This window comes from Neorhizobium sp. USDA 3394 (assembly GCF_056280385.1).
Map to the genome: position 1 here is coordinate 3508465 of NZ_JBWCDU010000001.1, position 20269 is coordinate 3528733.

At 62.6% G+C, this 20269-nt stretch carries 23 protein-coding genes; 17 read left to right on the plus strand and 6 right to left on the minus strand.

All coding sequences use genetic code 11. The features are described 5' to 3' along the window. Window positions 1-35 precede the first annotated feature (35 nt). The 3 genes from ACZ9EJ_RS17380 to ACZ9EJ_RS17390 all read right to left on the minus strand — a co-directional run bounded on the left by ACZ9EJ_RS17380 (window position 36) and on the right by ACZ9EJ_RS17390 (window position 4249). A complete protein-coding gene (locus ACZ9EJ_RS17380) occupies window positions 36-1184 on the minus strand; it encodes an ABC transporter permease (RefSeq protein WP_046639661.1) in 1149 nt (382 codons plus the stop codon). Beyond that, a complete protein-coding gene (locus tag ACZ9EJ_RS17385) occupies window positions 1184-2269 on the minus strand; it encodes a microcin C ABC transporter permease YejB (RefSeq protein ID WP_046639660.1) in 1086 nt (361 codons plus the stop codon). The genes ACZ9EJ_RS17380 and ACZ9EJ_RS17385 overlap by 1 nt, the downstream gene beginning before the upstream one ends. Before the next feature lie 144 nt (window positions 2270-2413). Further along, window positions 2414-4249, minus strand: coding sequence for an extracellular solute-binding protein (locus tag ACZ9EJ_RS17390; RefSeq protein WP_046639659.1), 1836 nt, complete (start codon window positions 4247-4249; stop codon window positions 2414-2416). A gap of 232 nt (window positions 4250-4481) precedes the next feature. On the opposite strand from ACZ9EJ_RS17390, the gene mepA reads away from it, so the two are divergent. The 5 genes from mepA to ACZ9EJ_RS17415 all read left to right on the plus strand — a co-directional run bounded on the left by mepA (window position 4482) and on the right by ACZ9EJ_RS17415 (window position 8666). Next, on the plus strand, window positions 4482-5501 hold the full coding sequence (gene mepA / locus ACZ9EJ_RS17395) for a penicillin-insensitive murein endopeptidase (RefSeq protein WP_046639658.1): 1020 nt from the start codon (window positions 4482-4484) through the stop codon (window positions 5499-5501). Window positions 5502-5620: 119 nt separating this feature from the next. Next, window positions 5621-6001, plus strand: coding sequence for a methylglyoxal synthase (locus tag ACZ9EJ_RS17400; RefSeq protein ID WP_046639657.1), 381 nt, complete (start codon window positions 5621-5623; stop codon window positions 5999-6001). A gap of 8 nt (window positions 6002-6009) precedes the next feature. Then, window positions 6010-7032, plus strand: coding sequence for a glucokinase (locus tag ACZ9EJ_RS17405; protein ID WP_046639656.1), 1023 nt, complete (start codon window positions 6010-6012; stop codon window positions 7030-7032). 154 nt (window positions 7033-7186) lie between these two features. After that, window positions 7187-8005, plus strand: coding sequence for a 4-hydroxy-tetrahydrodipicolinate reductase (gene dapB / locus ACZ9EJ_RS17410; RefSeq protein WP_046639655.1), 819 nt, complete (start codon window positions 7187-7189; stop codon window positions 8003-8005). Between the two features lie 25 nt (window positions 8006-8030). After that, window positions 8031-8666, plus strand: a complete 636-nt coding sequence (locus ACZ9EJ_RS17415; RefSeq protein ID WP_046639654.1) for a 2,3-bisphosphoglycerate-dependent phosphoglycerate mutase — start codon at window positions 8031-8033, stop codon at window positions 8664-8666. A gap of 13 nt (window positions 8667-8679) precedes the next feature. Here the strand turns inward: ACZ9EJ_RS17415 and ACZ9EJ_RS17420 are convergent, their stop codons facing one another. The 3 genes from ACZ9EJ_RS17420 to phnF are packed head-to-tail and all read right to left on the minus strand — an operon-like array spanning window position 8680 to window position 10091. Beyond that, window positions 8680-9009 (minus strand): BrnA antitoxin family protein, encoded by a 330-nt coding sequence (locus ACZ9EJ_RS17420; protein WP_046639653.1) that lies wholly within the window; start codon window positions 9007-9009, stop codon window positions 8680-8682. Beyond that, on the minus strand, window positions 8993-9292 hold the full coding sequence (locus tag ACZ9EJ_RS17425) for a BrnT family toxin (protein WP_251090384.1): 300 nt from the start codon (window positions 9290-9292) through the stop codon (window positions 8993-8995). The genes ACZ9EJ_RS17420 and ACZ9EJ_RS17425 overlap by 17 nt, the downstream gene beginning before the upstream one ends. A gap of 58 nt (window positions 9293-9350) precedes the next feature. Beyond that, window positions 9351-10091 (minus strand): phosphonate metabolism transcriptional regulator PhnF, encoded by a 741-nt coding sequence (gene phnF / locus ACZ9EJ_RS17430; RefSeq protein WP_046639651.1) that lies wholly within the window; start codon window positions 10089-10091, stop codon window positions 9351-9353. Between the two features lie 84 nt (window positions 10092-10175). On the opposite strand from phnF, the gene phnG reads away from it, so the two are divergent. From phnG to phnE (ACZ9EJ_RS17490), 12 genes are all read left to right on the plus strand, one after another. Continuing rightward, window positions 10176-10649: a phosphonate C-P lyase system protein PhnG gene (gene phnG, locus ACZ9EJ_RS17435; RefSeq protein WP_046639650.1), complete on the plus strand. Its 474-nt coding sequence runs from the start codon at window positions 10176-10178 to the stop codon at window positions 10647-10649. Next, a complete protein-coding gene (gene phnH, locus ACZ9EJ_RS17440; protein ID WP_046634061.1) occupies window positions 10649-11251 on the plus strand; it encodes a phosphonate C-P lyase system protein PhnH in 603 nt (200 codons plus the stop codon). Before phnG ends, phnH begins: the two co-directional genes overlap by 1 nt. A gap of 90 nt (window positions 11252-11341) precedes the next feature. Next, a complete protein-coding gene (locus tag ACZ9EJ_RS17445; protein WP_046639649.1) occupies window positions 11342-12448 on the plus strand; it encodes a carbon-phosphorus lyase complex subunit in 1107 nt (368 codons plus the stop codon). Beyond that, entirely contained in the window at window positions 12445-12654 is a 210-nt protein-coding gene (locus tag ACZ9EJ_RS17450) for a hypothetical protein (RefSeq protein ID WP_251090385.1), read from the plus strand. Before ACZ9EJ_RS17445 ends, ACZ9EJ_RS17450 begins: the two co-directional genes overlap by 4 nt. Beyond that, window positions 12651-13532 (plus strand): alpha-D-ribose 1-methylphosphonate 5-phosphate C-P-lyase PhnJ, encoded by an 882-nt coding sequence (locus ACZ9EJ_RS17455; RefSeq protein ID WP_046639648.1) that lies wholly within the window; start codon window positions 12651-12653, stop codon window positions 13530-13532. The genes ACZ9EJ_RS17450 and ACZ9EJ_RS17455 overlap by 4 nt, the downstream gene beginning before the upstream one ends. Window positions 13533-13773: 241 nt before the next feature. Then, window positions 13774-14550, plus strand: a complete 777-nt coding sequence (gene phnK, locus ACZ9EJ_RS17460; RefSeq protein WP_007758030.1) for a phosphonate C-P lyase system protein PhnK — start codon at window positions 13774-13776, stop codon at window positions 14548-14550. A 12-nt stretch (window positions 14551-14562) separates the two neighbouring features. After that, the gene (phnL, locus tag ACZ9EJ_RS17465; RefSeq protein ID WP_046639646.1) at window positions 14563-15273 is read left to right on the plus strand and encodes a phosphonate C-P lyase system protein PhnL; all 711 of its coding nucleotides are present in this window, start codon (window positions 14563-14565) and stop codon (window positions 15271-15273) included. Further along, window positions 15270-15887: a DapH/DapD/GlmU-related protein gene (locus ACZ9EJ_RS17470; protein WP_046639645.1), complete on the plus strand. Its 618-nt coding sequence runs from the start codon at window positions 15270-15272 to the stop codon at window positions 15885-15887. The genes phnL and ACZ9EJ_RS17470 overlap by 4 nt, the downstream gene beginning before the upstream one ends. A 115-nt stretch (window positions 15888-16002) precedes the next feature. Beyond that, window positions 16003-16860 carry a phosphonate ABC transporter ATP-binding protein gene (phnC, locus tag ACZ9EJ_RS17475; RefSeq protein ID WP_046639644.1) on the plus strand — a complete coding sequence of 286 codons (858 nt, stop codon included), beginning with the start codon at window positions 16003-16005 and terminating at the stop codon, window positions 16858-16860. Window positions 16861-16940: 80 nt separating this feature from the next. After that, window positions 16941-17852 carry a phosphonate ABC transporter substrate-binding protein gene (gene phnD / locus ACZ9EJ_RS17480; protein WP_046634075.1) on the plus strand — a complete coding sequence of 304 codons (912 nt, stop codon included), beginning with the start codon at window positions 16941-16943 and terminating at the stop codon, window positions 17850-17852. Window positions 17853-17923: 71 nt separating this feature from the next. Beyond that, complete coding sequence (gene phnE / locus ACZ9EJ_RS17485; protein ID WP_046639643.1) at window positions 17924-18904, plus strand: phosphonate ABC transporter, permease protein PhnE; 981 nt, start codon at window positions 17924-17926, stop codon at window positions 18902-18904. Beyond that, window positions 18904-20247, plus strand: coding sequence for a phosphonate ABC transporter, permease protein PhnE (phnE, locus tag ACZ9EJ_RS17490; protein WP_251090386.1), 1344 nt, complete (start codon window positions 18904-18906; stop codon window positions 20245-20247). Before phnE (ACZ9EJ_RS17485) ends, phnE (ACZ9EJ_RS17490) begins: the two co-directional genes overlap by 1 nt. Window positions 20248-20269: the final 22 nt, after the last annotated feature.

Here is a 20269-nt window from a genome sequence, read left to right on the forward strand (position 1 = left end):
ATCTAGCGCATCCATCGCGCAATTACGACCCGCGCTCACCCGAACGTCTTTCTGGGATCGAAGGCATCGCGCACCGCTTCCCCGATGAAGATCAGCAATGACAGCATGATGGACATGGTGAAGAAGGCGGTGAAGCCGAGCCATGGCGCCTGCAGGTTGTTCTTTCCCTGCGAAATCATCTCGCCGAGAGACGGAGAGCCGGCCGGCAGGCCGAAGCCCAGGAAGTCCAGCGAGGTCAGCGTGGCGATCGAACCCGACAGGATGAAGGGCAGGAAGGTCAGTGTCGCGACCATGGCGTTCGGCAGCAGGTGCCGGGACATGATCGTCCAGTTGCCGACGCCGAGTGCGCGGGCGGCGCGGACATATTCGAAATTGCGGGCCCGCAGGAACTCGGCGCGGACCACGCCGACGAAGCCGACCCAGGAGAACAGCAGGAGGATGCCGAGCAGGACGAAGAAACCCGGCGGCAGGATCGAGGCGATGATCAGCAGGATGTAGAGAACCGGCATGGACGACCAGATCTCGATGAACCGCTGCATCAGCAGGTCCGTCCATCCACCGAAATAACCCTGGACCGCGCCGGCTGTCACGCCGATCACTGCCGAGCAGATCGTCAGCACCAGACCGAAAAGGACCGAGATGCGGAAGCCGTAGATCATGCGGGCGGTCACGTCGCGTGCCTGATCGTCGGTCCCGAGCCAGTTCAGGTTGCCGAGGACGCAGTTCGGGTCCTGATCCTTCTGCGGATAGGCCGCGCAGCGATCCGCCTTCTCCATCAGCCAGAAGGGTTCGGTCGGCGCCGAATGAGGGATGTTCGAGTTGACCGTCTGGTAGGAATAGCGGATCGGCGGCCAGACCATCCAGCCGTTCGCCTCGATTTCCTGCTGAATATAATCGGACCGGTAATCGGTCGTCGCCAGGAAGCCGCCGAACTTCTCTTCCGGGTAATCCACGAGGACCGGGTAGAGGATCTCGCCCTTATAGGAGGCGATAATCGGCCGGTCGTTGGCGATGAGTTCCGCAAACAGGCTGAGCACGAAAAGGACCATGAACAGCCAGAAGGACCAGTAACCGCGCCCGTTGGCGCGGAAATTGGCGAGTCTCCGGCGGTTGGTCGGCGTGATCCAGGGCCGCTTCTGCGGCGGTGCCGTCTGCACGGTGGTCTTTGCGGCGGTCGCCTCCATCAGACATCCCTCCGCTCGAAATCGATGCGCGGATCGATCCAGGTATAGATCAGGTCCGAAATCAGGCTGACGAACAGGCCCATCAGCGAGAAGATGTAGAGCGTGCCGAAAACGATCGGGTAATCGCGGTTGACGATCGCGAGATAACCGAGGCGCCCCAGTCCATCGAGCGAGAAGATGTTCTCGATCAGCAGCGAACCGGTGAAGAAGGCCGAGATGAAGGCGCCCGGAAAGCCGGCGATGACGATGAGCATGGCGTTGCGGAAGACGTGGCCGTAGAGAACCTGCCGCTCGTTGAGGCCCTTGGCGCGCGCGGTTGTCACATACTGTTTCTTGATCTCGTCGATGAACGAGTTCTTGGTGAGCAGAGTGGTGGTTGCGAAGGCCGATAGCGACATGGCGATCAGCGGCAATGCCAGGTGCCAGAAATAGTCGATGATCTTTTCCCACCAGGAAAGTTCCGAAAAGTTGTCCGAAACCAGGCCGCGCAGCGGGAACCAGTCGAAGAAGGAACCGCCCGCGAAAAGCACGATCAGCAGGATGCCGAACAGGAAGCTCGGCACTGCATAACCGATGATAATCACGCCGGAGGTCCATACGTCGAAGGTCGAGCCATCCTTGACCGCCTTGCGGATCCCCAATGGGATCGAGATCAGATAGGAGACGATCAGGATCCAGAAGCCGAGCGAAATCGACACCGGCATCTTGTCGATGATGAGATCCAGAACCGAAGTATTTCGGAAGAAGCTCTCGCCGAAGTCGAAGCGGATGTAGTTCCACATCATGTCGAGGAACCGCGTCACCGGCGGCTTGTCGAAACCGAACTGCTTCTCGAGCTTGGCGATGAATTCGGGGTCGAGGCCCTGAGCGCCGCGGTAACGGCTTTCCTCGCCTCCGCCCTGTTGCTGGAGCACGTCGCCGCCACCGCCGGAAAGCCGATCACCGGTATCCTGGCCCTGGATCTGGGCGATCACCTGCTCGACCGGGCCGCCCGGCGCGAACTGCACCACGAGGAAGGAAATCGCCATGATGCCGACGATCGTCGGTATCATCAGCAGAAGACGGCGGAGAATATAGGCGCCCATCAGAGCGCCCCGCCCGTGGCCACGGGGCTTGTCTCACCGCATATCCCAATGCCGATCAAATGGCTCTTTCCTCTTTTCCGGTGCGAATCATACGGGTTCATTTGGAACAGGTGCCGGTCGGCGGCGCAAGGGCGCGCCAGATCTTCACTTCAAGGCGCTTCTGGCCGACCAGGTCTCGGGGAAACCTGTGCTGTATTCCGGCAGTCTCTGCGGATGCGTGATACGGTTCCAGTAGGCGATCCTCGCTTCGCCTGAATAGAACATGGGGACCACAAAGTGGTTGGCGAGCAGCACCCGGTCCATCGCCTTGACGGCCGCCACCTGATCATCCCGGTTCTGGGCAAAGGTAATCATGTTGATCAGCTGATCCACCGCAGGATCGGCGATGCCTGCATAGTTGCGTGATCCAGGCCGGTTGACGGACGCCGATCCCCAGTAGTCCGCCTGTTCGTTGCCGGGGTTCATGGTCTGGGCCCAAACCCCGTACATCATGTCATAATCGAAGCTGCGGATTCGATTGATATATTGCGACGCGTCGACTATCCGGAGCCGGACATCGATGCCGATTTTCTTGAGACTGGTCACATACGGCATCACGGTTCGCTCCTGCGACTGGCTGTTCAGGAGAATTTCGAAACCCAAGGCCTGCCCGCTCTTGGCATTGACCATCCGGTTGCCCTTCAGCTCCCAGCCCGCCTCCTTCAGCAGGCTGATGGCCGTGCGCAGGTTATCGCGCACCTTGTTGGGGTCACCGCCGACAGGGTTGGTGTACGGAGTGGAGAAGACCCGCGCCGGAACCTTGTCCTTCAATCCGTTGAGGATCTCCAGCTCTTTCCCCTGCGGCAGGCCGGATGAAGCAAGCTCGGTGCCCCAGAAGAAGCTGTCGACCCGCTTCAGGCCGCCATAGGCAAGGTTCTTGTTGAGATCTTCGAAGTCGTAGGCGTAGTTCAGCGCCTCGCGGACGCGCGAATCCTTGAAGATGTCGCGCCGCATGTTCGGCACGAAAGCCTGCATGACGCCGACGGCCTTGAACGGATTGGTCAGTGCTTCCTTGATAACCCGCCCGTCCTTCACCGCATCGAAATCATAACGGGTGACCCAGCGGCTCGAACTGTTTTCCTGGCGGTAGTCGATCGTGCCCGCCCGGAAAGCCTCGAATTCCACGTCGGCATCCGAAAAATAGGTATAGCTGATCGTCCGGAAGTTATACTGGCCGAGGTTGATCGGCAGGTTCTTGCCCCAGTAGTCGTCGCGCAGCTCGTAACGAATGGTGGAGCCCGGCTGAACGGCGCCGATCTTGTAGGGGCCGGACCCGATCGGCGGCTCCAGCGTGGTGCGGGAAATGTCGCGCTGGTTGCCCTGTGCGTCCTTGCCTTCCCACCAGTGCCTGGGCAGGACCGGAAAATCGCCGACGATCGAAGGCAGTTCGCGGTTGTTCTTTTCGTCGAAGCGGAAGGTCACTTCGCGATCGCCGGTCTTTTCAGCAGCGGTGACGTGCCGATAGTAGCCGGAATAGAGGGCGCTGTGCTCCTTCAGCTTCTCCAGGCTGAAGATTACGTCCTCCGGAGTGACCGGCTTCCCGTCCGCCCATTTCGCCTCCTGCCTCAGCCGGAACGTCACCGAAGACACATCGTAGGGATAGGACACCGCCTCGGCCAAAAGGCCGTAGGTGCCGAAAACCTCGTCCTCCGACCGTTTCATGAGCGTGTCGTAGATCAGGCTGACGCCCGAAGCCACCGCACCCCGGTCGATCACTAGGTTGAGGTTGTCGAACGTGCCTTCGTCGCCGAGGCGCAGCTCGCCGGCCTTCGGCGCGTTCACATCGACATAGGGAAGCTGCTTGAAGCCTTCCGGCAGCTTGAGGTCACCGACAACGGCCATGCCATGCCGCCATTTCGGTTCCTGGGCCGGCACGTTCGACGCTGCTAGAACCGTCGCCATGACGATCGCGAAACCTACCTTCAGCCGAGCCAGAACCATTCGTTACCTCTTCCGAGTTTCTCTGTTGCGGTGAAGCATAGGACAAAAGGCGGCGAAAAACAGGAGTCCGGCGCTCACATCCGTTTTATCCGGCGTTTATCTACCGGAAATCGGCTGGGCTTCCGCCATCTCCATTTCACCAAAATCCTGTTTCACGGTAGATTCGAGGCGATCAGGTGATTTGCGGCGGATGGGCATGAGATCGATTTCGGGTACTATTTTGCGGTTGACGATGACCGCTTTCCTTTGCGGCACCTTCACAGGGCCGGTGGCAGCGCAGGAAGGCACGCCGGCGAAACAGCTTTTTGGCACCGTGAAGCTCCCGAGCATGGCGGAGGCGGAGCCGCTGGGTTTTTATGCGAAGGGCTGCATGTCCGGCGCCGTGGCGCTACCGACCGACGGACCGACCTGGCAGGCGATGCGCCTCTCGCGCAACCGCCGCTGGGGCAATCCGGCAATGATCTCATTGCTCGAACGGTTCTCCGGCGATGCCGCAAGGCTCGGCTGGGGTTCCGGCATCCTCGTCGGCGACATTTCCCAGCCGCGCGGCGGTCCGATGCTTACCGGCCATGCCTCACACCAGATCGGCCTCGACGCCGATATCTGGTTCACGCCGAAACCCGCCCAGCCTCTGAGCGCGCAGCAACGCGAAAGCCTGCCCTTCACCTCCATGCTCGACAAGAGCAAGTTCCTGACCGTCGATCCCAGCCGCTGGACCAGCACCCACGCCAAGGTCGTCATGCAGGCGGCGAGCTATCCGCAGGTGGAGCGGGTCTTCGTCAACCCCGCCATCAAGAAGAAGCTATGCGAAACCTGGACCGGCGACCGAAGCCTGCTCGGCAAGGTGCGGCCGGTCTACGGCCATGACGAACATTTCCATATCCGCATCCACTGCCCGGCCGGCGCTGCGGCCTGCCAGAGCCAGGCGCCGGTCGCCAGGGGCGACGGCTGCGACAATTCCCTCGCCTGGTGGTTCAGCAAGGAGCCGTGGGCGCCGCCGCCGAAGCCGGATCCGAACAAGAAGCCGGTCAAGCCTCGCCAGGTCATGCTCTCGGATCTGCCGAAAGCCTGTGCAGCCGTGCTTGCCGCTCCCTCGCGCTCCGAAGACGACGCCACCTTCGGCGGCAGCGCCGTGGCCTACACGGCTCAGCCTGCCGCGTCGGCACCGGCAAAGACCATCGAGGCGATCGTCAACGATCCGCCACCCGCCTCCGATAACACGCCGATCCCGACGCCGCGTCCGCTGCAATAGGTCCGGATGAGGCCGGCAATCGAAAACGCCGGTCTCGACGCCACCTTTCCAAGAGCGAAGCGGCACGCTAGAACGCGTCACAAATCGATTGAATATCGTTCTGGCGAGGATACCCAGTCATGTCGGCCAAGCCCTGCATTGCGCTGATCGCGCACGACCAGAAGAAGAACGACATGGCGGATTTTGCCCGTCATCACCAGGCAGCGCTTTCGCGGTTCCGCATCGTCGCTACCGGCACGACGGGCGGCCGGGTTCAGGATGCCTGCCCCGGCCTCGAAGTGACGCGGCTGAAGAGCGGCCCGCTCGGCGGCGACCAGCAGATCGGCGCGATGATCGCCACGGGCGAGGTCCAGATGCTGATCTTCTTCATCGACCCCCTGAGCGCCCTTCCCCACGATGTCGACGTCAAGGCGCTGACGCGGCTTGCGACGGTCTATGACATACCGATGGCGCTCAACCGCGCCACCGCCGAAAAACTCATCGACTTTCAGAAGGACTAAGCTTCCCGATGGCCGATACCATGAAGACCGACACGTTGCCGTTTCCGATCCTGATCGGCGATATCGGCGGCACCAATGCCCGCTTCTCCATCCTCCTCGACGCCGATGGGGAACCGAAGCCGTTCCCGAACGTGCGCACCGCCGACTATCCGACGATCGATGAGGCGATCCAGAAAATCGTGCTCGAAGGGAGTTCGATAAAGCCCCGTTCGGCGATCCTTGCCATCGCAGGGCCGATCGATGGCGACGAGATCGATCTGACCAATTGCGACTGGGTGGTGCGGCCGAAGGGCATGATCGCCGATCTCGGCTTCGAGGACGTGCTGGTGGTCAACGATTTCGAAGCCCAGGCGCTTGCTATCGCAGCCATGCCCGACGAATACCGCGAGACGCTCGGTGCAAACAACGAGCCGCATATGGCATCGCGTGTCGTGCTGGGTCCCGGCACCGGCCTGGGTGTCGCCGGCCTCGTCTATGCCCGCCACATGTGGTTCCCGGTTCCCGGTGAAGGCGGACATGTGGATGTCGGGCCACGCTCGGAGCGGGATTTCGAGATTTTTCCGCACCTCAAGCGCATCGAGGGCCGCGTTTCCGCGGAAGAAATCCTGAGCGGGCGCGGCGTCGTGAACATCTATCAGGCCGTCTGCGCGGCGGACGCGGTGCAGCCCGCGTTTTCCGACCCGGCGGACGTCACGGCCCATGGGCTGAATGGCGGCAATTCCCAGGCCGTTGAAACGCTTTCGCTATTTGCCACCTATCTCGGCCGGGTCGCCGGCGACATGGCGCTGATCTTCATGGCGCGCGGCGGCGTCTATCTCGCCGGCGGCATCTCACAGAAGATCATCCCGGCGCTCAAAGGCCCTGAATTCCGTGCCGCCTTCGAGGACAAGGCGCCGCATACGGAGTTGATGGGCACTATCCCGACCTTCGTGGTAACCCATCCGCAAGCGGCGCTCGCCGGCCTTGCGAGCTTTGCCCGCACGCCTTCCGCCTACGGCCTTTCCATGGACGGCCGCCGCTGGCAACGCTAGAAGTGGCCCGAGATCATCGTCGCGGGCGAGGCTCGTTTTCCTGGACACGAGCGGCAAGAGATGCTTGCGCAGTGCGAAAGCGGCCTTTACGCTCGTCCCAACAAGCTGTAACCGCTCGAAAAGATCGACCGACGAAGCAAGGACTGCACCGCGCATGACCGCAAATGACATGAAACTCGTGGTGGTTGGTGCTGCAGGCCGGATGGGCCAGGCCATGATCCGGGTCATCCATGAAACAGCAGGCGTGACGCTGCACGCGGCCGTTCAGCGCGAAGGTTCGCCGTTCATCGGCAAGGACGCGGGCGAGCTTGCCGGTGTCGGAACTCTCGACGTTCCCATAACCTCCGATCCGCTGAAGGCTTTTCTCGACGCCGACGGCGTGCTCGATTTCACCACGCCGGCGACCAGCGTCGCCTTCTCGGTCCTCGCCGCGCAGGCGCGGATCGTCCACGTGATCGGTACGACCGGCTGCTCGGTCGAGGACGAGGAAAAGTTCAAGGCGGCCGGCCGTCACGCGCGCGTCGTCAAGTCCGGCAATATGAGCCTCGGCGTCAACCTGCTCGGCGTGCTCGTCGCGCAGGCGGCGAAGGCCTTGCCCGCCGCCGGCTGGGATATCGAGATCGTCGAAATGCATCACAAGCACAAGGTCGATGCGCCATCCGGAACGGCGCTGCTGCTCGGCGAAGCCGCAGCGCAAGGCCGCGGCATCGATCTCGCAAGCCAGTCGGTCCGAGTGCGCGACGGCCATACGGGCGCCCGCCCGACCGGCACGATCGGGTTTGCGACGCTGCGCGGCGGCTCGGTCGTCGGCGACCATTCGGTCGTCCTTGCCGGCGAAGGGGAACTGGTGACGCTCTCGCACAGCGCGCGCGACCGCTCGATCTTCGCCCGCGGCGCGGTTGCCGCGGCGCTCTGGGCGCGCGACAAGAAGCCCGGCAACTATTCCATGCTCGACGTGCTCGGGCTTTCCTGAAAATCTTCCCGGAGGAATTCATCCCATGAGCGGAACTCTCGTCCTCGTTCGCCACGGCCAGAGCGACTGGAATCTCAAGAACCTTTTCACCGGCTGGCGCGATCCGGATCTGACGCCGCTCGGCATCCAGGAAGCTGAGGCCGGCGGCGAAGCGCTGGCGGCAACGGGCATCAAGTTCGACATTGCCTTCACCTCGGTGCTGAAGCGCGCCCAGGACACGCTGAAGATCGTCCTCGACAAGGTCGGCCAGCCGGATCTCGAGACGATCTGCGACCAGGCGCTCAACGAGCGCGACTACGGCGATCTTTCCGGACTCAACAAGGACGATGCGCGCGCCAAGTGGGGTGAGGAGCAGGTGCATATCTGGCGCCGTTCCTACGACATTCCGCCGCCGGGTGGCGAAAGCCTGCGCGATACCGGCGCCCGCGTCTGGCCCTACTACATGACGGAAATCCTGCCGCGCGTGCTTCGCGGCGAAAAGGTGCTCGTGGCCGCACACGGCAATTCGCTTCGCTCGCTGGTGATGGTTCTCGACCGGCTGAGCAAGGAAGAAATCCTCAAGCTCAACCTCGCGACCGGCGTGCCGATGGTCTACACGCTCAAGGCCGACTCGACCGTCGCTTCCAAGGATGTTCTCGGCGACATGTCCGGCGCGCATTGAGCGCCGGAAGCAATCAGGTCCGCTTCTGGGATTTCAGCGACGCCAGCATTTCCCTTCGAAGGATTGCATTCATGCGGGCCTGATAACCTTTGCCCTGCGACTTGAGCCAGTCCACCACATCAGCATCCACTCGGGCTGTGATCTGCTGTTTCAGGGGGCGATAGAAACGTCCCCTTCCGGCATTTTGGAGTTGTTCGTCGGTCAGCCTTGGAATGTCACTGTAATCAATCTGCTCGTCAGGAAGCTCCGACAGGGCTGCAAGCTCAGCTTTCTGCTTCTCGGTCAGAGGCGGCAGACTATCCCTATCAACTTCGTATCTGACGATCTCAGCGCTCTTCTTCATAACGTCGTCTTTCTCTCGGATCGGCTTTTCGTGCCGAAATGATGCGGATCACCTCGTAGGTCTGACCGTCATCCTCCGCATCCTCATAGACGGTGTGAGCAACCAGCAGGATGGCGAGACCATCAACAGAACCCAGGGCCTGCCAACGCTGCTCTCCACCTTCGATACGATCCTGCTCGATCAGGACGAAAGGGTCGGCGAAAACACGCGCCGCGGTCTCGAAGCTGATGCCGTGCTTCTTGACGTTCGTCGCCGCCTTTGCGAGATCCCATTCGAAACGCATCAGGTTCATTGCAAATATATAATTATAATTTTGCAACTACACAAGCATATCCCGATACTCAATTCTCGATCGTGAACTGCACCATGTCGGCCGGAAAGCGGCTGACGGCGTATTGCACCGGGACACCGTCCGGATCGGTGTTGAGGGCGCGGGCCACGAGGATGATGGCTCCCGGCGACAGTTGCAGGTCGGCGAGATCCGCACCGTCCGCATGGGTAGCCGTCACCTCCGTCGAGACACGCAGATAATCCGAAAGGCCGAGCATCCGGAATGCAACCGTGATCGAGCCGCTTTTGCTGTAGGCCTCCTCGATGCCGCCGAAACGGTCGGCCGGAAACCATGTCGTCGAGCGGGAAACCGGGCGGTGATCCGCTTTCCTCAGCGTTTCCAGCCGGATCACCTGCGCACCTTCAGGAATGCGCAGCCGGGCCGACAGGTCGACTGAGGCCGGTTCCTGGGCCGAATGCAGCAGCAGGCCTTCCTTTTCCCGCGCCTGGTCGCCGATGCCCTCGCTGAACCGGGTGCGACGCGTGATCGGGAAGTTCAGCCGTTCCTTGCGCTTGATCAGCGTACCGCGCCCCTGCACCGAACGGACGATGCCCTCCTGAGCGAGTGCGGCAAGCGCGCTCCTGACCGTATGGCGATTGACGCCGAACTGCGCGGCCAGCGTGAATTCCGGCGGCACCTTGCCGGTCGCGTCGTAGTCGCCATCGGCGATCGAGGCGCGAATGCGGTCGGCGATCTGCCGCCATAGCGCCACGCCGTTTTGACGGTGAACGTTTGTCTGCCCCGTATCCATGTCACACGCTTGTTATATCAGAAAGTTAGTAGTACATATAACTTGTATGGTTGTCTATATCAATAGACATTTAGGAGCTTGGCAATGGACCTGGCGAAACAAATCGAGCCGAACGCAGAAATCGCCGCGCGCCGACGCGCCGCCGGGCTTCTTGCGCGCGCGACGACGAACGAACTGCATGACGCCTGGGAAAAGCTTCCAGCCAAACCGGAGGTCAAGCCGGTGCGCGGGCCCGAGACCGGACTGGTGATGGTCCGCGGTCGCATCGGCGGTGGCGGCGCACCCTTCAATCTCGGCGAGGCGACGGTGACGCGTGCGACCGTGCTTCTGGCATCCGGCACCGCCGGCCATGCGCAGGCGCTCGGCACCGCGAAGGCGAATGTCCGGCTCGCAGCCATTTTCGACGCGCTCTGGCAGGAGGCCGGCACGCGCGATTTCGTGGAGGCTGCGCTGCTCGGTCCGATCGAGGCCCGCGTCGCGACGGAAGATAAACAGAAGGCGGAGGAGACGGCTGCGACCCGCGTCGATTTCTTCACCATGGTACGGGGGGACGACTGATGAACATCAAGACGCAAGCGCTTTCCGGCGGGTTCGGAGAGCCGGTCTTCGAATCCCAGGACGTGTTTCGCATGCTGATGGACAGCATGGCCCGTCCGGGAACGATCCGTACCGTCGGGCCGGATGTCGGCCAGCCGGAGCCGCTTGGAGGAGCGGCCGGGGCGATCGCCATGACGCTCTGCGACCATGAAACGTCCGTGTGGCTGAGTGCGGGGCTTTTCAAATCGGCCGTCGGCGAGTGGATCGGCTTCCACACCGGTGCGCCGATCACCCGCGAGAAGGCCGAGGCCCGCTTCGCTTTCGTGGAAGCCGGCGCGGCGCTTGCCTCGTTCGGCCTCTTCTCGGCCGGCACGCAGGAATATCCGGACCGCTCGACGACGCTGGTGATCGAGGTCGCAGCACTTGGCGAAGGCCTGCCGCTGACACTGACGGGTCCTGGCATTCCGCACGCGACCACCGTCATGGTGAAGGGCCTTCCGGAAGTCTTTCTGCGGCTCTGGGCCGACAACCGGGCGCTCTTCCCGCGCGGCGTCGACGTCATCCTGACGGCCGGCAAGAACCTGTTGTGCCTGCCGCGGACTGTACGCATCGCCACCCAATGAACGGTCGACCGACTTTTTAACCTTCGAAGCCGAACGACCAAACCTTCCCGCGTCTTGATGGGATGCCGGTAATGGCAAGGAGAATGAACCATGTATGTTGCCGTCAAGGGTGGCGAGGCCGCCATCAACAATGCTCACAGACTGCTGGCCGACCGACGCCGGGGTGATCGCTCGCTTCCCTCCGTCACCATCGAGCAGATCGTCGAGCAGTTGGGCCTCGCAGTGGACCGCGTGATGGCCGAGGCCTCGCTTTATGACCAGGCGCTCGCAGCGCTTGCGATCCGCCAGTCGCGCGGCGACATGATCGAGGCGATCTTCCTGCTGCGGGCCTATCGCACCACTCTGCCGCGCTTCGGCTCTTCCGTTCCGGTCGATACGGCTGCCATGAAGGTCGAGCGGCGGGTTTCGGCGACCTACAAGGACCTGCCGGGCGGGCAGCTTCTCGGGGCGACGTTCGACTATACCCACCGGCTGCTCGATCCTTCTCTGCTCACCGACGAGGCGGTCGAGGAGCCGGAGCGCCGCGATGCGCCGCAGGAGCACATCATGCGCGTCTCCGACATTCTCGCCCATGAAGGCCTGATCGAAGCGGATGGGGAGTTTTCCGAGGACCATCAGGCCGGCGACCTCACCCGCGAGCCGATGGAGTTCCCGATGAGCCGGGATCTGCGCCTGCAGGCGCTCGCCCGCGGCGACGAGGGTTTCCTGCTGGCGCTCGGCTACTCCACCCAGCGGGGATACGGCCGCAACCATCCGTTCGTCGGCGAGGTCCGTATCGGGGAAGTAGAAGTCGAGATCGAAGTCGCCGAACTCGGCTTTGCCGTCTCGCTCGGCCGCATCCGGATCACCGAATGCCAGATGGTCAACCAGTTCAAGGGTTCGTCCAAGGCGCCGCCGCAGTTCACCCGCGGTTACGGCCTGGTCTTCGGCCAGAGCGAGCGCAAGGCGATGTCGATGTCGCTGGTGGATCGCGCCCTGCGCGCCGAAGAGCTCGGCGAGGACATTACCGCGCCGGCGCAGGACGAGGAATTCGTGATCTCGCATTCCGACAACGTCCAGGCGACCGGTTTCGTCGAGCATTTGAAGCTGCCGCATTATGTCGACTTCCAGGCCGAGCTTGCGCTTGTGCGCAAGATGCGCGCCGATGTCGAAGCCGCCAGAAATGCCGGAAAGGACCTGCGGGAGGCGGCGGAATGACCGAAACCGCCGCACATCCTTCAGTCGCCGCCGTCTCCTCCATCGCCGCCATCCGCATCAAAACTGCTGCTGCCCTTTCCCGGTCCGAAAATGGCGCGATAGAGCAGCGCGAGCGCGATAAGGCCAAAGAGCACGATACTCGAAAGCGTCTCGGCACTGAATTCCATGAAATGCCCTCCCAATTGCTCAAAGGTAGCCGTAAATGACGGACCTCGCCACTTACAACTTCGCCTATCTCGACGAACAGACGAAGCGGATGATCCGCCGCGCGATCCTCAAGGCGATCGCCATCCCCGGTTACCAGGTGCCGTTCGCCTCCCGCGAGATGCCGATGCCCTACGGCTGGGGCACCGGCGGCGTGCAGGTGACGGCGGCGATCATCGGCCCGCAAGACGTGCTGAAGGTGATCGACCAGGGCGCCGACGACACGACCAATGCGGTCTCGATCCGCGCCTTCTTCCAGAAGGTCGCCAATGTCGCCGTCACCACCCACACCAAGGACGCGACGATCATCCAGACCCGCCACCGCATTCCCGAGCACAAGCTCGCCGAGGGCCAGATCCTCGTCTACCAGGTGCCGATCCCGGAACCGTTGCGCTTCCTCGAGCCGCGCGAGACCGAGACCCGCAAGATGCATGCGCTGGAAGAATACGGCCTCATGCATGTGAAACTCTACGAGGATATCGCCCATAACGGCCGGATTTCGAAGACCTATGCCTATCCGGTCAAGGTCGCGGGCCGCTACGTGATGGACCCGTCGCCGACGCCGAAGTTCGACAATCCGAAGATGCACCGGTCGGAGGCGCTGCAGCTCTTCGGCGCCGGCCGCGAGAAGCGCATCTACGCCGTGCCGCCCTATACGGACGTCGTCAGCCTCGACTTCGAGGATCATCCGTTCGAAATCCAGACGTTCGACAAGCCCTGCGCGCTCTGCGGGGCCGAAAACGTCTATCTCGACGAGGTTGTGCTGGACGACAAGGGCGGTCGCATGTTCGTCTGTTCAGACACCGACAATTGCGAGGGCCGCCGCGAACACGGCCATGCCGGCGCCATGCTGGCGCCTGCCAAGGAGGCAGCTGAGTGATGGCGGTTGTGGCTTACCCCCCTCTGTCCTGCCGGACATCTCCCCCTCTTCACCTTCCGTCATCCCCGGGCTTGACCCGGGGATCCACACTCTTTTGCCGCAGCGGCTCTCCAAATTTCGACGCATGGAGCGCGATGGCCTGGATCCTCGGGTCGAGCCCGAGGATGACGGCGAAGGCAGTGGCGTCCGGCAGGACAGAGAGGAATAAACCACACGCACCGACATCCAAGGACTACACGCCATGACCGACACCCCCCTCCTCAAAGTCAGCGGCGTCTCGAAATTCTACGGCAGCCGGATCGGCTGCAAGGACGTCTCCTTCGAGCTCTGGCCGGGCGAAGTGCTGGCCATCGTCGGCGAATCCGGTTCGGGCAAGACGACGCTGCTCAACTGCCTGTCGACCCGGCTGATGCCGACCACCGGCAGCGTCGAATACCGGATGCGCGACGGCAATTTCCGCGACCTCTACCATATGAGCGAGGCCGAACGGCGCTTCCTGATGCGCACCGACTGGGGCTTCGTGCACCAGAACCCGGCCGATGGCCTGCGCATGACGGTCTCGGCCGGCGCCAATGTCGGCGAGCGGCTGATGGCGGTCGGCGACCGGCATTACGGCAAGATCCGCGAGACGGCGAGCGACTGGCTGACCCGCGTCGAGATCGGCACCGACCGCATCGACGACCAGCCACGCGCCTTTTCCGGCGGCATGCGCCAGCGCCTGCAGATCGCCCGCAACCTGGTAACCGGCCCGCGCCTGGTATTCATGGATGAGCCGACCGGTGGCCTCGACGTCTCGGTCCAGGCCCGCCTGCTCGACCTGGTGCGCGGCCTCGTCAACGATCTCGGCCTGTCGGCGATCGTCGTCACCCACGACCTCGCGGTTGCCCGCCTCCTCTCGCACCGGATGATGGTGATGAAGGACGGCCATGTGATCGAACACGGGCTGACCGATCGGGTGCTCGACGACCCCCGCGAGCCCTATACCCAGCTCCTCGTCTCTTCCATTCTTCAGGTCTGAGGAAAAACGATCATGGCTACTCCCCTCGTCGTTTCCGAGGTCTTCAAGAGCTTCACCATGCATCTGCGCGACGGCATCAAGCTGCCGGTCGTCAACGATGTGAACTTTTCGGTCGCGAGCGGCGAATGCGTCGTGCTCGGCGGCCCGTCGGGCATCGGCAAGAGCTCGATCCTCAAGATGCTCTACGGCAACTATGCCGTCGACGCCGGGCAGATCCTCGTCGATCACAAGGACCGGATCGTCGATATCGCCCGTGCCGATCCGCGCACCGTGCTCGACGTGCGCCGCCATACGCTCGGTTATGTCAGCCAGTTCCTGCGCACCGTGCCCCGCGTCTCCGCGCTTGACGTGGTCGCCGAACCGCTCGTCGCCCGCGGCATCGCCGCCGCGGAAGCGCGCGACAAGGCGGCCGAGCTTCTGGCCAAGCTCAATCTGCCGCGGGAGCTCTGGAGCCTGCCGCCAGCCACGTTTTCGGGTGGCGAGCAGCAGCGGGTCAACATCGCCCGCGGTTTCATCACCAGCCACCGCATCCTGCTCCTCGACGAGCCGACCGCTTCGCTCGACGCGATCAACCGGCGCGTCGTGGTGGACATGATCGCTGACAAGAAGCGGGAAGGCGTCGCCCTTCTCGGCATCTTCCACGACGAGGAAGTGCGTGAGGCCGTTGCCGACCGCGTTCTCGACGTCTCGCAGTTTTCTCCGCGAAAGGCAGTCGCAGCATGAGCGTCAAGGTTGGGCTCCAGCCCGCGATCCACGAAACGGCGAACGTCAGCAATTCCACGCTCGGTCCGTACACGGAAGTTTCGGAGCGCTGCCGCATCAGCGAGGCCGAGATCGGCGCCTATTCCTACATCATGCAGGACGGCTCGATCTGGTGCGCCACGATCGGCAAGTTCGTCAACATGGCGGCTTCCGTGCGCATCAACGCCACCAACCATCCGACATGGCGGGCGACGCTGCACCACTTCACCTATCGCGCCGCCAGCTACTGGGACGACGCCGAAGACGAGAAGAGCTTCTTCGAATGGCGGCGCGACCATCGCGTCACGATCGGCCACGACGTTTGGATCGGGCATGGCGCCACCGTGCTGCCGGGCGTCACCATCGGCAACGGTGCGGTGATCGGTGCCGGCGCGGTCGTGTCGAAGGACGTCGCGCCCTATACGATCGTCGGCGGCGTGCCGGCAAAACTCATCCGCGAGCGTTTCACAAAAGCGGTCGGCGACGCGATGGACCGGCTTGCCTGGTGGGATTGGGACCACCGGAAGCTGAGGGCAGCTCTCGACGATTTCCGGGCACTTTCGGCCGAAGAATTCGTGTCGCGTCATGCCCCGTAACCAAAGCGCGGCAGGCGCTTTCGGAATATAATAAAACCGACATAAAACCGACATTCAGACTTCATCAACCATCGCTAATCGAGCAGTCAGAAAAAGGCTGCATTGGCGAGAGAGCATGAAGTTCGAGTTGAGGGACATCACCCGCCGTTTCGGCGACCGTATCGCGGTGAACGCCGTGAACGTCGAGATTCCCCAGGGCCAGATGGTCGGCATCATCGGACGCTCCGGCGCCGGCAAGTCGACCCTGCTGCGCATGATCAATCGCCTGCAGGAGCCGAGTTCCGGCTCCATCCACTTCAACGGATCCGAGGTCTCCTCCCTCAAGGGCAGGGCACTGCGCAACTGGCAGCGCGACTGCGCGATGATCTTCCAGCAGTTCAACCTGGTGCCGCGCCTCGACGTGATGACCAACGTGCTGCTCGGCCGTCTCAATCACCGCTCGACGACGATGAGCCTCTTGAAAATCTTCAGCCGTGACGAGCGCGTCATGGCGATGGCGGCGCTCGAGCGGCTCGGCATCGAACAGACGGCGCTGCAGGCGGCCGGAACATTGTCGGGCGGCCAGCAGCAGCGTGTGGCGATTGCCCGGGCGCTGGTGCAGGCACCGAAAATGATGCTTGCCGACGAGCCGATCGCCTCGCTCGATCCGCTCAACGCCAAGATCGTCATGGATGCGCTGCGCGACATCAACGAACGCGAAGGCATCACGGTCATCACCAATCTGCATACGCTCGATACCGCCCGCAGCTATTGCGAGCGGATCATCGGCATGGCGGGCGGCCGCGTCGTGTTCGACGGTCCGCCGCAGGAACTCAATGCCAATGCAGTGCGCGAAATCTACGGTTCCGACAAGGATGGCGCCGGGATCGACGAGACCATGACATCGACCAGCCTTGCAGCCACCCGCCGCGGCGAGGCTGCGGTCGCAATCGACACATCCGGCATGGTGACCGAAGCTGCCGCCATGCGCTGACCCGTTTCCGGCTGCGACCCGCGGCCGGAAGACTGACGCCCTTTCCGGGTTGACCACCCCAATCACCAAAGGAGACTTCCATGTCTGCATTCCGCAAGATCCTGATGGCGACGATCGCCATTTCCGCTCTCGCCGGCCAGGCCCTCGCCCAAGACGTCAAGGTTCTGCGTATCGGCCTCGACGGCGGTGAAAATGAAGCCGACCAGATCCGCCGCACCGAATGCGTCAAGGCCGGCCTTTCCAAGGCGACCGGCGTTGCCGAAGTCAAGCTCTTCCCGTCGCCGAACTATAACGGCGTCATCCAGGGCCTGCTCGGCGGCACGATCGACCTCGCCGTCATGGGCGCGGCTTCCTACGCAGCGATCTACATCAAGGACCCGAATGCCGTTACCCCGGTCCTGACCACCAAGCAGGCCGACGGTTCGACCGGCTACTACTCGATCATGGTTGCCCGCAAGGATTCGGGCATCAAGACGCTCGCCGACGCCAAGGGCAAGAAGCTCGGCTTCGCCGATCCGGACTCGACCTCGGGCTACCTCGTCCCGAACGTCTCGCTCCCGAAGGCCGTCGGCGCCCCGGTCAAGCAGTATTTCTCGGAAACCGGTTTCGGCGGCGGCCATGAGAACCTCGTTCTCGGCGTTCTCGACAAGAAGTTCGACGTCGGCACGACCTTCGGCTCCGGCACCGGCGACTGGGCTCAGGGTTATTCCTCGGGCAACCTCCACATCATGGTCAACAAGGGCCTGATCGACATGGACGACCTCGTCGAAGTCTGGAAGTCGCCGCTGATCCCGAACGGTCCGCTGATGGTATCCCAGAAGCTGCCAGCCGACCTTCAGAAGAAGGTCACCGCCTACTTCGCCGAACTGCCAAAGACCGACAAGACCTGCTTCCAGTCCTTCACAGGCGGCGGTTACGTTGATTGGTCGCCGGTCGACCAGAGCTTCTACCAGACCATCATCGACGCCCGTAAGGCTGTCATCGGCGGCTGATCCAACGTCTGATCAATACCCTGCGGCGGCATCATGACGATGCCGCCGCTCGTTCAACAAGGATCCCTAGAATGGCGCACGCGGCCGAACCCGCCCAGTTCAGCGGGCTGCAGGAAAGCTCCCGCACCATCCTCGACCATTACCAGAGCCAGGTGCGGACGCGGCGGATCTATACCGTCGTCTCGATCGTCGTTTTCCTGATCGTTCTCGGCGCGTCGCTGGATTTCGCCAACGAAGCCAATTCCGGCAAGTTCTTCGAACGCCTTCCGTATTTCTTCGATTTCATCAAGAGCTTCGTGCCGAACAGCCCGCTGGAGATCTTCCGCGCCATGTTCGACCTGCCGTCGCCCTATGCGGACGGATCGATCAAGTTCGACTATACGAGCGACCGTATCTGGATCACCGACAGTTTCTATATTCCGAACTTCTTCTACCAGCTGGCGATCACCATCAACATCGCCATCGTTTCGACCATCCTCGGGGCCACGGGCGCCTTCCTTCTCTGCTTCTTCGCCTCCACCAATCTCGTCGGCGCCGGTCTCACGCGCTGGGTGGTGAGACGCATCATGGAAATCCTGCGCGCCTTTCCGGAAATCGTCGTCGCAGGCCTTTTGGCCGCGATCCTGTCGATCGGTCCGATCGCGGCGATCATCGCAGTGTCGGTCCATACCATCGGCGCGCTCGGAAAGCTGTTCTTCGAAGTGGTCGAGAATGCCGACATGAAGCCGGACGAGGGCCTGCGCGCTTCGGGCGCCAGCTGGCTGGAGCGCGTCCGCTTCGCGATCCTGCCGCAGGTCCTGCCGAATTTCGTCTCCTACACACTGCTGCGGACCGAGATCAATGTGCGCGCCTCGACCATTATCGGCGCCGTTGGCGGCGGCGGCATCGGGGAAGTGTTCAGCCTGTCGATCGGACGCGACCACGCCGCCAAGACCTACGCAATCATCATTCTTCTTCTGATTACGGTCATCTGCGTCGACCAGTTCTCGGCCTGGCTGCGCCGCCGGCTGATCGGCAAGCAATCGTTCGAATTCGGCCGGGGAGCTGCCTGATGTCCAATCTCGCCGTCAATGCCGCCGATCGCGAACGCCTGCTTAGCACCTATCCGGAAGTCTTTCACCGCGGCTTCCTGCAGCGCTGGGGCCTGGCGATCGCGGCCGTCGCAGTCTTCGTCTACCTCGCGTTCTGCTTCTCCTTCTTCAACGTCATCCCGACCTTCGTCAACGGCAACTGGGATCGCGCGGCGATCTACCTCCAGGACTGGTATTCATGGCGCGCGCAGCCGCGCCTGCGCTTCCAGAACGGTCAGGTCGTCCCGCAATGGACGAGCCGCGGGCAATATCCGGACGGCGCAGCGATCGACTGGCTGAAGCCGACCTCCAATGGCGGCTACACGGTTATCTTCGGTAGCGACGACCGGCTCGACGTAACCCCGAGCCAAGTCGACGTCTATATCGACGGCAAACTCTATCCCGTAGCGATCAAAGGAGACCGGGCTATCCTGCCAGCCGGTGCGCCGGCGCGGATGATACAGGACGGCAACAAGGTCAATGTCCATTTCGGCTTTGCCGGCCAGGCGGAAATCCGCAACAGCCAGGTCTATGTGCAGCGGCGTTTCCTCGGCTGGGCAAATTTCTTCTTCGACACGCAATCGCCCTTCTGGGGCCGCAGCGTCACCAGCGTCGCCGGGCTGATGCTCTTCGGCGAGCGGATCGACCCGGCCCAGCCCAATGCCTCGCTGGCGCTCGACAATTTTCTGAACAATAGCAGCTGGCAGCATGGCGATATTCTCTCCAAGCTGATGCAGACGCTGGTCATGGCCTTTGTCGGCACGCTGTTTGCCACCATCATCGCCTTCCCGCTCGCCTTCGTCGCGGCACGCAACATCACGACGAGCCGGCCGCTCAACTGGGGCATGAAGCGCTTTTTCGACTTCCTGCGCTCCATCGACATGCTGATCTGGGCGCTGTTCTTTACCCGCGCCTTCGGGCCGGGGCCGCTGCCGGGCATCGCCGCCATCTTCTTCACGGACACCGGCGCGCTCGGCAAGGTCTATTCGGAGGCGCTGGAGAATGTCGACGACAAGCAGCGCGAGGGCGTCAAATCGGTGGGTGCGGCACCGGTCATCGTGCAGCGTTACGGCGTCGTGCCGCAGGTCCTGCCGATCTTCATCTCGCAATCGCTGTATTTCTGGGAGTCCAACACCCGTTCGGCAACCGCGATCGGCGCCGTCGGCGCGGGCGGTATCGGCCTCAAGCTGCTCGAATCCATGAAGACCAATGCCGACTGGGACAAGGTAGCCTACATGGTCCTGCTGATCCTTCTGGTGGTCTTCGTCTTCGACAACCTCTCGAACACGCTGCGTTCGCGCGTCATGGGTAAAAAGGGCCACTGAAAGGCCTGATTATCATCATTCT

What these genes read in the sequence shown, in the direction of transcription:
- ACZ9EJ_RS17450 (WP_251090385.1), top strand. Translation starts at nt 12,445, where the DNA reads ATGACCGAAACCGCCGCACATCCTTCAGTCGCCGCCGTCTCCTCCATC.
- phnE (WP_251090386.1), top strand. Translation starts at nt 18,904, where the DNA reads ATGTCCAATCTCGCCGTCAATGCCGCCGATCGCGAACGCCTGCTTAGC.
- phnE (WP_046639643.1), top strand. Translation starts at nt 17,924, where the DNA reads ATGGCGCACGCGGCCGAACCCGCCCAGTTCAGCGGGCTGCAGGAAAGC.
- ACZ9EJ_RS17455 (WP_046639648.1), top strand. Translation starts at nt 12,651, where the DNA reads ATGACGGACCTCGCCACTTACAACTTCGCCTATCTCGACGAACAGACG.
- ACZ9EJ_RS17425 (WP_251090384.1), bottom strand. Translation starts at nt 9,292, where the DNA reads ATGCGTTTCGAATGGGATCTCGCAAAGGCGGCGACGAACGTCAAGAAG.
- phnF (WP_046639651.1), bottom strand. Translation starts at nt 10,091, where the DNA reads ATGGATACGGGGCAGACAAACGTTCACCGTCAAAACGGCGTGGCGCTA.
- ACZ9EJ_RS17405 (WP_046639656.1), top strand. Translation starts at nt 6,010, where the DNA reads ATGGCCGATACCATGAAGACCGACACGTTGCCGTTTCCGATCCTGATC.
- ACZ9EJ_RS17390 (WP_046639659.1), bottom strand. Translation starts at nt 4,249, where the DNA reads ATGGTTCTGGCTCGGCTGAAGGTAGGTTTCGCGATCGTCATGGCGACG.
- dapB (WP_046639655.1), top strand. Translation starts at nt 7,187, where the DNA reads ATGACCGCAAATGACATGAAACTCGTGGTGGTTGGTGCTGCAGGCCGG.
- ACZ9EJ_RS17400 (WP_046639657.1), top strand. Translation starts at nt 5,621, where the DNA reads ATGTCGGCCAAGCCCTGCATTGCGCTGATCGCGCACGACCAGAAGAAG.
- ACZ9EJ_RS17420 (WP_046639653.1), bottom strand. Translation starts at nt 9,009, where the DNA reads ATGAAGAAGAGCGCTGAGATCGTCAGATACGAAGTTGATAGGGATAGT.
- mepA (WP_046639658.1), top strand. Translation starts at nt 4,482, where the DNA reads ATGACCGCTTTCCTTTGCGGCACCTTCACAGGGCCGGTGGCAGCGCAG.
- ACZ9EJ_RS17380 (WP_046639661.1), bottom strand. Translation starts at nt 1,184, where the DNA reads ATGGAGGCGACCGCCGCAAAGACCACCGTGCAGACGGCACCGCCGCAG.
- phnG (WP_046639650.1), top strand. Translation starts at nt 10,176, where the DNA reads ATGGACCTGGCGAAACAAATCGAGCCGAACGCAGAAATCGCCGCGCGC.
- ACZ9EJ_RS17470 (WP_046639645.1), top strand. Translation starts at nt 15,270, where the DNA reads ATGAGCGTCAAGGTTGGGCTCCAGCCCGCGATCCACGAAACGGCGAAC.
- phnD (WP_046634075.1), top strand. Translation starts at nt 16,941, where the DNA reads ATGTCTGCATTCCGCAAGATCCTGATGGCGACGATCGCCATTTCCGCT.
- ACZ9EJ_RS17445 (WP_046639649.1), top strand. Translation starts at nt 11,342, where the DNA reads ATGTATGTTGCCGTCAAGGGTGGCGAGGCCGCCATCAACAATGCTCAC.
- phnL (WP_046639646.1), top strand. Translation starts at nt 14,563, where the DNA reads ATGGCTACTCCCCTCGTCGTTTCCGAGGTCTTCAAGAGCTTCACCATG.
- phnC (WP_046639644.1), top strand. Translation starts at nt 16,003, where the DNA reads ATGAAGTTCGAGTTGAGGGACATCACCCGCCGTTTCGGCGACCGTATC.
- phnK (WP_007758030.1), top strand. Translation starts at nt 13,774, where the DNA reads ATGACCGACACCCCCCTCCTCAAAGTCAGCGGCGTCTCGAAATTCTAC.
- ACZ9EJ_RS17415 (WP_046639654.1), top strand. Translation starts at nt 8,031, where the DNA reads ATGAGCGGAACTCTCGTCCTCGTTCGCCACGGCCAGAGCGACTGGAAT.
- ACZ9EJ_RS17385 (WP_046639660.1), bottom strand. Translation starts at nt 2,269, where the DNA reads ATGGGCGCCTATATTCTCCGCCGTCTTCTGCTGATGATACCGACGATC.
- phnH (WP_046634061.1), top strand. Translation starts at nt 10,649, where the DNA reads ATGAACATCAAGACGCAAGCGCTTTCCGGCGGGTTCGGAGAGCCGGTC.